Annotated in this window: 9 protein-coding genes; 4 read left to right on the top strand and 5 right to left on the bottom strand. The window is 74.8% G+C overall.

All coding sequences use genetic code 11. The features are described from left to right. Positions 1-396: 396 nt before the first annotated feature. Both ACIQGZ_RS18670 and ACIQGZ_RS18665 read left to right on the top strand, forming a co-directional pair. Complete coding sequence (locus tag ACIQGZ_RS18670) at positions 397-2025, top strand: molybdopterin-dependent oxidoreductase (protein WP_402603022.1); 1629 nt, start codon at positions 397-399, stop codon at positions 2023-2025. A gap of 157 nt (positions 2026-2182) precedes the next feature. Beyond that, complete coding sequence (locus ACIQGZ_RS18665; RefSeq protein WP_402603021.1) at positions 2183-2833, top strand: fasciclin domain-containing protein; 651 nt, start codon at positions 2183-2185, stop codon at positions 2831-2833. Positions 2834-2864: 31 nt separating this feature from the next. Here ACIQGZ_RS18665 and ACIQGZ_RS18660 read toward each other — a convergent pair whose 3' ends face one another. Then, on the bottom strand, positions 2865-3683 hold the full coding sequence (locus tag ACIQGZ_RS18660) for a phosphatase (protein WP_402603020.1): 819 nt from the start codon (positions 3681-3683) through the stop codon (positions 2865-2867). A gap of 245 nt (positions 3684-3928) precedes the next feature. Between ACIQGZ_RS18660 and ACIQGZ_RS18655 the strand changes: the two genes are divergently transcribed. Continuing rightward, positions 3929-4369: a PPOX class F420-dependent oxidoreductase gene (locus tag ACIQGZ_RS18655; RefSeq protein WP_402603019.1), complete on the top strand. Its 441-nt coding sequence runs from the start codon at positions 3929-3931 to the stop codon at positions 4367-4369. Positions 4370-4438: 69 nt separating this feature from the next. After that, positions 4439-8320: an ABC transporter ATP-binding protein gene (locus ACIQGZ_RS18650; protein ID WP_402603018.1), complete on the top strand. Its 3882-nt coding sequence runs from the start codon at positions 4439-4441 to the stop codon at positions 8318-8320. A gap of 46 nt (positions 8321-8366) precedes the next feature. On the opposite strand, the gene ACIQGZ_RS18645 is transcribed toward ACIQGZ_RS18650, so the two are convergent. The 4 genes from ACIQGZ_RS18645 to ACIQGZ_RS18630 form a co-directional block, all read right to left on the bottom strand. Then, positions 8367-9266, bottom strand: a complete 900-nt coding sequence (locus tag ACIQGZ_RS18645; protein WP_402603017.1) for an ATP-grasp domain-containing protein — start codon at positions 9264-9266, stop codon at positions 8367-8369. Between the two features lie 32 nt (positions 9267-9298). Beyond that, the gene (locus tag ACIQGZ_RS18640; RefSeq protein WP_402603016.1) at positions 9299-10672 is read right to left on the bottom strand and encodes an MFS transporter; all 1374 of its coding nucleotides are present in this window, start codon (positions 10670-10672) and stop codon (positions 9299-9301) included. Between the two features lie 128 nt (positions 10673-10800). Next, positions 10801-11445: a helix-turn-helix domain-containing protein gene (locus ACIQGZ_RS18635; RefSeq protein WP_402603014.1), complete on the bottom strand. Its 645-nt coding sequence runs from the start codon at positions 11443-11445 to the stop codon at positions 10801-10803. A gap of 149 nt (positions 11446-11594) precedes the next feature. After that, positions 11595-13037: a S8 family serine peptidase gene (locus ACIQGZ_RS18630; RefSeq protein WP_402603013.1), complete on the bottom strand. Its 1443-nt coding sequence runs from the start codon at positions 13035-13037 to the stop codon at positions 11595-11597. Positions 13038-13054 lie beyond the last annotated feature (17 nt).

Below are 13054 nucleotides of genomic sequence, written 5' to 3'. Positions count from 1 at the left end.
GCCATGCACTGCTGATTGCCCTGCGGTCCGGGGAGCACCTGCGCCCACCGCCCGGCTTCGAGGCACGGCTCACGCACCACCCGGGCGCCCAGCCTCACCAGGTGCAACGCCGGCACTCGCTGAAGCAGCGGCTCCGGCCACCGCTCCGAAGGGTCCGGCAGGCTCGGACCCGGCGGCTCCGGCGCACCCGCCGCACAGCCGAGCGCCGCCGACCAAAGGCGGCTCGGCCGCTCGGGGTCGACGCGGTCCAGCACCGGTACCAGTCGCATTCAAGCGCTGTACCACGCACGCCCGACAAGAATGCCGACGCCGCGCCACCGCGCCGCCCAGGCCACTCGGATGGATGACTTCCGAACCAGGGCCCAACCGTGACGCCCATGGCTCCGAATGCAGGCCATGACCGCGATCCGTGAGCACCAGGCACCGCCCAGCAGCCGCCCGGCGATCCGGCGCCGCGCTGCCCGTGCGGGCTCCGGCGCTCTCGTCGGCCTGCTGTCGGCCGCCGCCGCCCTCGGCGCGGGCGAGGCCGTCGCCGCCTTCACCGGCCCCCGGTCCTCGCCGGTGATCGCGGTCGGCTCCCAGGCCATCGACCTCACCCCGACCCCGCTCAAGGAGTACGCGGTCCGGACGTTCGGCACCCACGACAAGCTGGTGCTGCTCGGCGGCATCTACTCGGTCCTCACCCTGATCGCCCTTGCGGCCGGGTTCGCCGCGCTGCGCCACCCGAGGACCGGTCCGCTGCTGTTCGCCGGGTTCGGCGCGGTGGGCGCCTGGGCGGCGGCCGCCCGCCCGACGGCGGTCGCGGCCGACACCGTCCCCTCCCTGGCCGCCGCCCTCGTCGGCGCCGCCGCCTTGCTGCTGCTGGTCCGTACCCTGCGCGTCCCCCACCCCACCGCAGCCGACCCGCACATCCCTGACCCGCACACCCCGCACCCGCACACCCCGCACCAGCACACCCCCGGTCGGCGCAGCTTCGTCCGCACCGCCGGCGGCACCGCGCTGCTGGCCGCCGGTACCGGCCTCGGCGGCCGCGCCCTCAGCGCCCGCCGCTACGACACCGGCGCGGCGCGGGCCGCCGTCCGCATCCCCGCCCCCGCCCGGCGCGCCCCCGCCGTACCCCTCGCCGCCCGCCCCCGGGTGCCCGGCCTGTCCCCGTTCCTCACCCCCGCCGCCGACTTCTACCGGGTCGACACCGCCCTGGTGCTCCCGCAGGTCGACCCGCGCGACTGGACGCTGCGCATCCACGGCATGGTCGACCACCCGGTCGAGCTGACCTTCGACGATCTGCTGGGCCGGACCCTGGAGGAGCACGACCAGACGCTCTCCTGCGTCTCCAACGAGGTCGGCGGCCCCTATGCCGGCACCGCCCGCTGGATCGGCGCCCCGCTGGCCGGGCTGCTGCGCGAGGCCGGTGTACGGCGCGGCGCCGACCAGTTGGTCAGCCGCTCCGTGGACGGCATGAGCATCGGCACCCCGGTGGACGCGGTGCTGGACGGCCGCGCCGCCCTGCTCGCCGTGGCCATGGGCGGCGAGGCGCTGCCGGTCGCCCATGGCTTCCCCTGCCGGATGCTGGTCCCCGGTCTGTTCGGCTACGTCTCGGCCACCAAGTGGCTGGTCGACCTGGAGCTGACCACCTTCGACGCCTACGACCCGTACTGGGTGCGGCGCCGGTGGGCGGCCCGAGCCCCGGTGAAGACCGCCTCCCGGATCGAGGTCCCCAAGCCCTTCGCCCGGATCGCGGCCGGGCCGGTGACCGTCGCGGGCACCGCCTGGGCGACCCACCGGGGCATCGACGCGGTCGAGGTCAGGGTGGACGGCGGCGCCTGGGCCGAGGCGCGCTTGGCCGCCCGGGTCAGCGAGGACGTGTGGCGCCAGTGGACGTACGACTGGCAGGCCCCGCCCGGTACGCACCGCATCGAGGTGCGGGCCACCGACGGCACCGGTGCCCTCCAGCCCGCCGCCCGCGCCGCGCCCTTCCCGGACGGTGCGACCGGCTGGCACAGCACGGTGGTCACCGTGTCCTAGCCCGCGCCCTGCCCACCCCGCACTCCGGGGCACCCGATGGCCGACGTACCCACGCCGCCACCCGGTGCCGCAGTCCCGTCGTGCCCAGAAGCCCTCTGACACCACCGACCACACCATCACACATCATCCGCAACCAAGCACATCGGAGCCCACCACCGTGATCGCCAACCGCACCGCCGCCGCCCTGCTCGCCGCCGGTGCCCTCGCCCTCTCGCTCAGCGCCTGCACCAGCGACGACGGCGGCAGCAGCGCCAAGTCCGTCGACCCCGCCCCGGCCGCCTCCGCCGCCCCCGCCGACCCGATGCCCGCCTCGGCCTCCCCGGCGGCGATGGCGTCCCGGCCGTTCGGCACGGCCTGCTCGGCGGTGCCCGCCAGCGGCTCCGGCAGCTTCTCCGGCATGGCGCAGGACCCCGTCGCCACCGCCGCGTCCCACAACCCGGTGCTCTCCACCCTGGTCGCCGCCGTCACCAGGGCGGGCCTGGCCGACACCCTGAACTCGGCCAAGGACATCACCGTCTTCGCGCCCACCAACGCCGCCTTCGCCAAGCTGCCCGCGGCCACCCTGAAGGCGGTGCTGGCCGACAAGGCCAAGCTGACGAAGATCCTCACCTACCACGTGGCACCCGGCCGGCTCGCCCCCGCCGAGCTGGCCGGCGCACACCCGACCTTGGAGGGCGGCAGCCTCAAGGTCGCCGGCGCCGGTGCCGCCTTCACCGTCAACGGCGGCTCCAAGGTGGTCTGCGGCAATGTGCAGACCGCCAACGCGACCGTCTACCTGGTCGACACCGTGCTGATGCCGGCCTCCTGACGCCCGCCCGAGCGGGGCCGGGCGGCCCGCCTCAGCCGTCCAGCCCCGCCGCGCTCAGCAGGTACGCGGTCAGCGGCTCGTACAGCTGCGGGGAGACGTTGTCGTCCAGCGGCACGGTGACCAGCAGCGTCCCCTCCGCCTCGGCCAGGAACAGCGCCGGGTCGTTGCAGTCCGCGAAGCCGACCGTCGGGATGCCGCGCAGCCCCGCGTGCCCGGCCCAGCCGTGGTCGGCGACGACCAGGTCGGGCAGCCCGCCGTCCCGGTCGCGCAGCCGGTCCAGCAGCACCCGCATCGGCTCCGGCTCATGGGTGTGCAGCAGATGGCCGCCCAGGTGCAGCATCGCCACCCGGTCCACCATCCGGACCTCCTGCCGGCCGTCCGGCAGCCGTATGTCGCCGCTGAGCAGCACCGTGCAGCCCGCCGCCGCCATCGCCTGCGCCAGCGCCCGGTGCACGGTGAACATCCCCGCCGGGTGCCCGGTGGCGAACAGCACCCGGGCCCGCTGCCGCGCCGCCTCCCGCAGCCGCGCCGCCATCCGGTCCAGGGCGGCCACGCACAGCTCGGGGTCGATGGTGTCCGGTCCGGCGGTGTACGCGGGGTCGGGGACCACGCCGCAGCGCTCCGCCATCACGGCCAGCACCGCGCTCTCCTCGGTCCAGCGGTCGCCCAGTTCCAGGCCCAGCCAGTAGTGGCGGTCGCCCTCGGCCAGTGACCGGTAGTGGCTCCGGTTGTTCTCCCGGGGGGTCGCGACGTCACCCGCGATCCGGGCCGTCCTGAGGTGTGCGGTCAGCTCGGAGCGGGTGGGGGAGGCGGCGGCGGTCACGGCTGCGGTACCGGGGTCCTGAGGCATACGGCCATTCTCCCGGCGCGTACCAGCCGCCGAGCGCCCCTCTGCCGTACGCGCGCCTCCCATCGCTCCCGGCCCGCCCGGCGCATCGGCCGCCCGGCCCGCCCCGCCGCGCCGCCCGGCGCACTCCGACCCGGGTCGTAGGACCCGCGCCGCACCCGTCGCCCGGCCACGGGCGGGTGCGCCCGGCCCGTTCGGCGGGAGATCCTGTAATCGGACCGCAGCCATGACCCCCGGAGGTGCCGAAGATGGCCGAGCATGTGCCCCCCGCCCTGGCCGCCCTGCTGGGCGCCGCCCGGCTGGCCGCCCTGGTGACCCTGAAGCGGGACGGCCGCCCGCAGCTGTCCAACGTCAGCTGCGTGTACGACCCCGCGACCCGCACCGCCCGGATCTCCACCGTGGAAGGCCGGGCCAAGACCGCCAACCTGCGCCGCGACCCCCGGGCCGGGCTGTACGTCACCACGCCCGACTTCGGCGGTTACGCCGTCGCCGAGGGCACCGCCGAGCTGACCCCGGTCGCCGCCGACCCGCATGACGCCGTGGCGGACGAGCTGGTCGAGGTGTACCGGCTGATCGCGGGGGAGCACCCGGACTGGGAGGAGTACCGTGCCGCCATGGTGGCCGACCGGCGGCTGGTGGTGCGGCTGCACGTGGACCGGGTCTACGGCTACACCGCGGAGCGGGCATGACGGCGCCGGGAGCCGGGCCGGGGAAAGCCGGTGGACGCGAACGCATACAGATGATTAGTATCTCTAAATATGTCTGAGGTACATGACTCTGTTGGAGAACCATCCACCCGGGACGCCGACCGGGCGAGCCGCCAAGCGGGCTGGCTCCGCCGCCTGATCGGCTACTGCCGCCCCTACCGGCGCAACGTCCTGCTCTCCTTCGGCGCCTCACTCGCCGGCATGGCCGTCACCGCCGTCGTCCCGCTGATCACCCGGCTGATCATCGACGACGTGGTCAGCGACCACACCCGGTCCCTCGCCCCCTGGGCGGTGCTCCTCATCCTGGCCGCCGCAGCCGTCTTCGGCCTCACCTACGTCCGCCGCTACTACGGCGGACAGCTGGCGCTGGACGTCCAGCACGACCTGCGCGCCGACCTCTTCCGCTCACTCACCCGGCTCGACGGCGCCCGGCAGGACCGCCTCGACACCGGCCAGGTCGTCGGCCGCGCCACCTCGGACCTCCAGCTGATCAACGGGCTGCTGTCGATGCTGCCCATGATGACGGGCAACTTCCTGCTCTTCGGCATGTCCGTCGCCGTGATGCTCTGGCTCTCCCCGCTGCTCACCGTGGTCGCCCTGGTGATGGGCCCCGCCCTCGGCTGGTTCGCCCAGCTCAGCCGCAGACGGCTCTTCCCCGCCACCTGGGCCGCCCAGCAGCAGGCCGCCGCCGTCGCCGGCGTGGTGGACGGCGCCGTCACCGGCGTCCGCGTGGTCAAGGGCTTCGGCCAGGAGGAGCAGGAGCTCGACCGGCTGGAGCGCGTCTCCCGGCGGCTGTTCGCCACCCGGCTGCGGGCCGTCCGCCTCAACAGCCACTACACCCCCGCCATGCAGGCCATCCCCGCCCTCGGCCAGGTGGCGGTCCTCGCCCTCGGCGGCTGGCTGGCGGTCCGCGGGCAGGTCACCCTCGGCACCTTCGTCGCCTTCTCCACCTACATCGCCCAGATGACCGGCCCGGTGCGGATGCTCACCATGATCCTCACCGTCGGGCAGCAGGCCAGGGCCGGAGTGGAGCGCGTCCTCCAGCTGATCGACGAGCGCCCGGTGATCAGCGAGCGCCCGGACGCCGCCCCGCTCGACCCCGCCGAGCAGCCCGCCCCCGGCACCCCCGCCCTCGCCTTCGACCACGTCACCTTCGGCTACGCGGACGCCCACGCCGACCCGGCCGACCCGGACCGCCCCGCCGCCGAACCCGTACTGCGCGACTTCACCCTCCACCTCGCCCCCGGCGAGACCGTCGCCCTGGTCGGCGCCTCCGGCTCCGGCAAGTCCACCGTCGGCCTGCTGGTGCCCCGCTTCTACGACGCCACCGCCGGCACCGTACGGGTGCACGGCCACGACGTCCGCGACCTCACCCTGGACTCGCTGCGTGCCGCGATCGGCATCGTCCCCGAGGACAGCTTCCTGTTCTCCGACTCCGTCCGCACCAACATCGGGTACGGCAACCCCGACGCCACCGACGCCGAGATAGCGGCGGCGGCCCGCGCCGCCCAGGCCGACGGCTTCATCGCCGCACTCCCCGACGGCTACGACACCGTCGTCGGCGAGCAGGGCCTCACCCTCTCCGGCGGCCAGCGCCAGCGCATCGCACTGGCCCGCGCCATCCTCGCCAACCCGCGCATCCTGCTGCTGGACGACGCCACCTCCGCCGTCGACGCCCAGGTCGAGGCCGAGATCCACCACGCACTGCGCAGCGTGACGCACGGCCGCACCACGCTGCTGATCGCACACCGCCGCTCCACCCTCCAACTCGCCGACCGCATAGCCGTACTGGACCGCGGCCGCCTGGTCGACCTGGGCACCCACGAGGAACTCGACGCCCGATGTCCGCTCTACCGGACACTGCTGACCGAACCGGAGCCCGAATCCGAGCCCGCCCGCGACGCCGAGCCCGCCTCGGACCCTGCTGCCACCGACCACGCCGTCACCCCCGAGCTGTGGGACCGCGACCGCCACCCCGACACCGGCGACGCCCCCGACAGCAACGTCCTGACGACCGCCGCCACCACCGCCACCGGCTCCGGGTCCGTCTCCCGCAGCCTCGGCGGTATGCCCGCCACGCCCGACCTGCTGGCCAAGGTCGCCGCCCTGCCGCCCGCGCTGGACACCCCGGACGTCCCCTCGGACCGGGCCCGCGCCGCCGACCCCGATTTCAGCCTGCGGCGGCTGCTGGCCCCCTTCCGCCGCCCGCTCGGCCTGGCCCTGCTGCTGGTCGCCCTCGACGCCGCCGCCGGCCTGGCGCTGCCCGTACTGATCCGGCACGGCATCGACGACGGCGTCAGCAAGGCCGCCTTCGGCGCCGTCGCCGCCGCCTCGCTCACCGCGCTCGCCGTGGTGCTGCTCGACTGGCTCGTCCAGACCGCCGAGACCCGGCTCAGCGGCCGCACCGGCGAACGCGTCCTCTACGCGCTGCGGGTCAAGATCTTCGCCCATCTCCAGCGGCTCGGCCTGGACTACTACGAGCGCGAACTCAGCGGCCGGATCATGACCCGGATGACGACCGACGTCGACGCGCTCTCCACCTTCCTACAGACCGGCGTGGTCACCGCCGTGGTCAGCCTGCTGACCTTCGCCGGGATCTTCGTCGCGCTGCTGGTCATCGACGCCGGACTCGCCGTCGCGGTCTTCGCCGTGCTGCCGGTGCTGGTCGTCTCCACCCTGGTCTTCCGCCGGAAGTCCGCCGCCCAGTACACCCTGGCCCGGGAGAAGGTCAGCACCGTCAACGCCGACCTCCAGGAGAACGTCGCCGGGATGCGGATCGTCCAGGCGTTCCGCCGCGAGCAGGTCAACACCGCGCTCTTCCTGGCCCGCAGCGACGAGTACCGCGTCGCCCGCATCCGCGCCCAGCGCTACATCGCGCTCTACTTCCCCTTCGTGCAGTTCCTCTCCAGCGTCGCCGCCGCCCTGGTGCTGATCGAGGGCGCCCAGCGGGTCGGCTCCGGCTCCCTCACCACCGGCGCCCTGGTCGCCTACCTGCTCTACATCGACCTGTTCTTCTCCCCGGTGCAGCAGCTCTCCCAGATCTTCGACGGCTACCAGCAGGCGGCCGTCGGCCTCGCCCGGGTCCGCGACCTGCTGCGCACCCCCACCAGCACCCCGGCTGCCGCCGCGCCGCGCCCGGTCGCCGCACTGCGCGGGGACGTCCACTTCGACGACGTCCACTTCGGCTACAGCGGCGACGCGGAGCGCAAGGCCGAGGCGCTCACCGGCATCTCGCTGCACATCCCGGCCGGGCAGACCGTGGCCCTGGTCGGTGAGACCGGCGCGGGCAAGTCCACCCTGGTCAAGCTGGCGGCCCGGTTCTACGACGTGACCGGCGGCGCCGTCCGGGTGGACGGCACCGACCTGCGCGAGTACGACCTCGCCGGGTACCGGCAGCGGCTGGGCGTCGTCCCGCAGGAGGCCCACCTGTTCGTCGGTACGGTGCGCGACGCCATCGCGTACGGGCGCCCCGACGCCTCCGACGCCGAGGTGGAGGCGGCCGCCCGCGCCGTCGGCGCCCATGAGATGGTCGCCCGGCTGCCCGGCGGCTATCTGCACCGGGTCGCCGAGCGCGGCCGCAATCTCTCGGCCGGTCAGCGGCAGCTGCTCGCGCTGGCCCGCGCGGAGCTGGTCGACCCGGATCTGCTGCTGCTGGACGAGGCCACCGCCGCCCTCGACCTCGCCACCGAGGCAGCGGTCAACCGGGCCGCCGACCGGCTGGCCGGGCGTCGGACCACGCTCGTCATCGCGCACCGCCTCACCACCGCCGCCCGTGCCGACCGGGTGGTGGTGCTGGACCACGGCCGGGTGGTGGAGGACGGCACCCATGCCGAACTGCTGGCGGCGGACGGCGCCTACGCCCGGCTGTGGCGGGCGTTCACCGGCGAGGCGGACGAGGCCGCCGACCGGTGGGAGACGGCGCCGGTGCGCTGACGGCTGGAGCGGGGTCGGGGTCGGGGCCGGTCGGGGTCGGGGCCGGTCAGGGGGCGATCAGGGCGGCCAGCAGCGGCGCCGGGTCCGCGCCGCGCGGCAGGTCGCTCACCTGCCCGTCCCCGACCTCCACCACCCGCCAGCTCCCGTCGTCCGTCCGCCGTGCCAGGTCGGTGGTGATGAACCTGCACCCCAGCGCATGCACCAGCGGGCGCACCACGGCCAGGTCCGGATCGGCCCGCAGCGGATTGCCCGGCAGCACCGGCGCGTCCGGGTGCGCGGTGACCAGCACCGCCTCGCCGTCCACCCACCAGACCCGCGACTCCTCCGCCCGGTCGTCGCCGTCGCCGGTCTCGTACGGCTCGTACGCGCGGAGCACCACACCGCCGGTGAGCGAGTCGCCCTGCAACTCCACGAAGCGGGAGACGACCCGGTGCAGGGCGGCGGTGTCCGCCAGCTCCGGCACGAAGCACGCCTCGTCCCACTCGTGCTTGCGGGACTTGACGTAGTCCTTGACGATCGCCGGTCCGCTGCCGCCGATCCGCCGCGCGGCGGCGGCCAGCGCGGCGGGGGCGGGGGTGGTGCGGCCCGGCAGCCAGCTGCTGGCCGGGGTGGCGCCCTCGAACACCTCGTACCAGCCGGGGAGTTCATGCGCGGCGGCGTACCCGGCGGGCGTGCTGAGCAGGGTGCAGCCCCGGGCGGCGAGCGCACCGGCCAGGGCGGCGTACCCGGCCGAAGGGACCATCCACCCCCGGTACCAGGCCGTGCCCAACCCCTGCGGGACCCGCCGCACCGCCCCGGCGGCATCCCCGGCGAGCAGCGCGTCATGGTCCAGCAGCGCCGTGGTGCCGCCCAGGTCGGCGGTCACCTCGGCCTCCTCGGCGAAGTGCCCCTCGGTGCGGCGCGGGGCGAGCGGATCGCAGGGCAGCAGGATCACGGGAGTGGCCACCCGGTCAGGGTAGGGCCGCCCGGTCCCGGCCGTCAGCGGCCGGGCCGCTCGGCGGGCCAGTCGGTACGGCGCAGCACCGGCCCCGCCGCGCAGAGCAGCACCCCGGAGGCCAGCGCCCCGGCCAGGGCGAGCAGCGCGCCGACGCCGCCCAGCCACGCCAGCAGCAGACCGGTGACGGCCATGCCGGCCGGGATGCCGAGTCCCAGCACGGTCATCACCGCGCTGATGGTGCGGCCGCGCTTGTGGTCGGGCACCTGACGGAAGATCAGTACGTCCACCAGCACGCTCAGCGACGGGATGCCGAGCATCGCGCACAGCAGCACCGCCGCCACCCAGCACGGCCCCAGCGGCAGGCCGAGCGCGGCGACCAGCGGCACCTCGACGGCGGTGACGCCCAGCAGCAGCACGCCCGGCCGGAACCGCCGGTGCAGCGGCCCGACCAGGGCGGCCCCGGCCAGCCCGCCGATGGCGCCGCCGGAGAGCGCCAGCCCGGTGGACCAGGCGGCGGTGCCCTGCTCCCGCAGCACGTACACGGCGGCCAGGCTGAGCGGGGCGCCGACGGCGTTGAGCGAGGCCAGCAGGGTGACGGCGCCGCGCAGCACCGGGTCGCGCCAGAGCAGCCGAATGCCGGCGAGCATCCGGGCGGGGCCGCGCTCCCGGTCGTCCGCCGTGCCGTCCGCTGCCGTGCCGTCCGCCGCCGTGCCGTCCGCCGCCGTGCTGTTCGGGGCCGGGCGCGGGGCGGGCCGGGCGCCGCCGACGGGCCGTACGACCAGGGCGCAGAGCAGCGACACCGCGAACGCGACCGACGTGAAGCAGAACGGCAGCGCCCGGCCCAGCCCGTACAGCCCACCGCCGAGCGGCGGCCCGGCCAACTGAGCGACGCCCGCGCGCACCTCGTCCTGGGTGAGCGCGGCGGTCAGCTGCTCCGGCGGCACGACGGCCCGGACCAGCAGCATCCGGGCCGTACCGCCGAACGGCTGGGCCGCGCCGAGTACGAAGGCGACCAGCAGCAGGTGGGGGAGGGTCAGCCGGCCGAGCAGCAGGGCGACGGCGACGCCGGCCGAGGCGAGCGCGCGGAGCGACTCGGCGGCGATCAGGATCCGCCGCCGGTCGAACCGGTCCGCGACATCCCCGGCGGGCAGTCCGGCGAGCAGCATGGCCGCCCCCTGCACCAGGCCGAAGAGGCCGGCCTGCGCGGGGGAACCGGTGAGCGCCAGCACGGTGAGCGGGTATGCCACATCGGCGGCCTCAAGGCCCAGCAGCGCGCTGGCGGAGCCGGCCCAGAGCAGTTGGAAGCGCCAGTTGCGGCGCAGGGGTGTGGGCGCGGTGGTGAGTGCGGCAGTGGTGAGTGCGGCGGTGGTGGGTGCAGTGGTGGTGGGTGCGGCGGTGGCGGTGGTCGGTGGCATGCGGCTCCCCCGTTCACGGCAATGCTCACGCAGGAGTGGGCATTTGCGAATGCGTGAACGATGGCACAGGGGTGAGCACTTGGGCAAGGTGCCCGCCGTGCCTGATCCGTACTGCCGGGCGGTCGGCGCTATGAGCCGGGGTGCGGTGGCCGCGCCGGCTGCCAGTCCTCGGCCGCCAGGTCGTGGTCGTGCAGCGCGCCCGGGTAGGCCAGCACCGTTAACCGAGTACCGAGCAGCCGCCACCGGTCCAACCCGGTCACGGCCGCCAGCACCCGGGTCGGCACCGGCACCGCGATGGCCGGCCGCCACTCGTCGATGACGGCAAAGCAGGTGTCCGTACCGACCCGGACGACCCGGGCCGCCATCCGTCGCCGCTCCGCCGTGGGCGGCTGGGCCGGCGCCTGGGCCGGCTGCTGCGGGGTGGACGGTTCCGGGCGGGCCCCGGCCGGGGGCGGCTGCGGCGTACCGAGCACCACCCCGCGCAGCGGACCGGGCCCGCCCCAGGGCGACCCGGTCTCGGCCGGGCGGCGGTGCCGGGTGGCGGGCACCGTGGCGGGGATGAGGGCCCGGGTCGGCCGCCGCGCCCCGCCGCCGAGCACCGCGCCCGCCTCCCGCAGCAGCTTGCGCACCTCGCTCTGCGCCCGGTGCGACACCACGGCCAGGTCCTTGACCCGTGCCCCGTTCTCATAGGCCGATCTGAGCTCGGTCGCCAGGCGGTTCCGGGCGGCGTCGGCCGCCGACTGCGCGGCAGGGGGTTCGGCGGCGGTGGTCATGGCGGCTGGGTTCCTCCGGTCGGCTGTTCGGAAGATCTTCGCCTACCGCAGGCATCGGGTACCAGGCCCAGCGGCCTTATCCGGGCACCGAATTGAATTATCGTCAGCTTGATACGACCGGTCGCCGCCTCCCGGCCGGGCGTGCTGCCTCAGTACTGGTGGGGTGGCTGGCCGCCCTGGGCGTAGGGGTTGTCGGGGTACGGCTGGGGCTGGTGGGGCTGGTGGGGCTGGTGGGGCTGGTGGGGCTGGTGGGGCGGCGGGTAGGCGCCGGGTGGGGGCTGGTTGGGCCAGGGCTGCGGCTGGGGGTAGCCGGTGCCCCCGCCGGGTCCCTGCGGGCCGCCGGGGGGCCGGCGGCGGTTGCGTCGGGCGGCGGCGACCACGACGACGATCACCACGATCAGCACGACGACTCCGGCGGCGATGCCGACGAGGGCCCCGGTGGACGGGCCGTCCTCCCCGACCGCGCCGCCGGGCGGCGTCGCCCCGGCGACGGGCGCGGCCGACCCCGGGTTGGCTTCGCCGGTGCTGCCGGTGCTGCCGGTGCTGCCGGTGCTGCCGGTTGCGGCCTTGCCGGTCGCTGCGGTGGCGGGGGGTGCGGCCTGGGCGAGCGGTCCGCTCTCGGGCCCGGCCGGGATGTCCTCGGTCAGGGCGCGGTAGGGCCGGATGATGCCGTAGCCGTAGTGCGCATCGGGCAGCTTCTGCCCCTGGAGCCCTTCGGGGACGTACGCCGTCTTGACCAGCCGGTTGACGACCTGGCCGGCGGTCAGGTCCGGGTACTTGGCGCGGATCAGCGCCGCTGCGGCCGAGACGAAGGCCGTGGAGTTGGAAGTGCCGTCCGAAAGGCCGTACTCCAGAGGAGTCGTGGTGCCCGTGGAGAGGATTCCCGACCCCGGTGCCGTAAGTACCAGGTGGGGCCCGTAGTTCGATCTGGGCCAGATCTTCAGGTCTTGGCCCACGCTTCCGACGGCAACCACACCCGGTACGGCCGCAGGGTACATGGGTGTGCCGGTTCCATCGTTTCCCGATCCGGCGACAAGGAGAACATCGTGCTGCTGGGCGTATGCGACCGCAGCAGATTCGTCCCCGGGTTCACTTGCCCCGGCGATGGACAGGTTGATGACGGTTGCGCCATGGTCAACCGCATAGCGAATGGCTTCCGCTGTGCCGTTGGTGCCATCGGCACCGTACTTGGCCACGGGGAGAATCTTGACGCCCGGGGCCAGGCCGATCACGCCGGAAGCGCCATTGGCACCGTGTCCGTGCCCGGCGATCAAGGCAGCGATGGATGTCCCATGCATTTCCTGGGTGTCATAGTCCTTTCGCCCGTCACCGCCGTGGGCGAAATCCTTTCCCGGGAGTACCTGGCCGGTCAGGTCGGGATGTGATGCGTCGACGCCGGAATCGATGACCGCGACGACGACACCACTGCCAGTGCTGACCTGCCACAGCTCGTTGACGTTGAAGTCCTTGAGGGGCCATTCCAACTGCCGATCGCGGATCTGGTCGGCATGGGCTGCCGGCGCGCCGGTGAGTACGACGGCGCCGGTGAGCAGTGCCCCGGTCAGTGCCCGCAGTGCTCGCGTGGGCTTCATTGCGTGCTCCATCTCCT

Origin of the sequence: Streptomyces sp. NPDC092296, assembly GCF_044755465.1 — a bacterium.
GTDB lineage: Bacteria > Actinomycetota > Actinomycetes > Streptomycetales > Streptomycetaceae > Peterkaempfera.
The sequence above is the reverse complement of the archived record's forward strand: the minus strand, read 5'-3'. Positions and strand labels throughout refer to the sequence as shown.

Coding starts and splice junctions, on each gene's coding strand:
- ACIQGZ_RS18655 (WP_402603019.1), top strand. CDS start 3,929: ATGGCCGAGCATGTGCCCCCCGCCCTGGCCGCCCTGCTGGGCGCCGCC.
- ACIQGZ_RS18640 (WP_402603016.1), bottom strand. CDS start 10,672: ATGCCACCGACCACCGCCACCGCCGCACCCACCACCACTGCACCCACC.
- ACIQGZ_RS18650 (WP_402603018.1), top strand. CDS start 4,439: ATGTCTGAGGTACATGACTCTGTTGGAGAACCATCCACCCGGGACGCC.
- ACIQGZ_RS18635 (WP_402603014.1), bottom strand. CDS start 11,445: ATGACCACCGCCGCCGAACCCCCTGCCGCGCAGTCGGCGGCCGACGCC.
- ACIQGZ_RS18670 (WP_402603022.1), top strand. CDS start 397: ATGACCGCGATCCGTGAGCACCAGGCACCGCCCAGCAGCCGCCCGGCG.
- ACIQGZ_RS18660 (WP_402603020.1), bottom strand. CDS start 3,683: ATGCCTCAGGACCCCGGTACCGCAGCCGTGACCGCCGCCGCCTCCCCC.
- ACIQGZ_RS18630 (WP_402603013.1), bottom strand. CDS start 13,037: ATGAAGCCCACGCGAGCACTGCGGGCACTGACCGGGGCACTGCTCACC.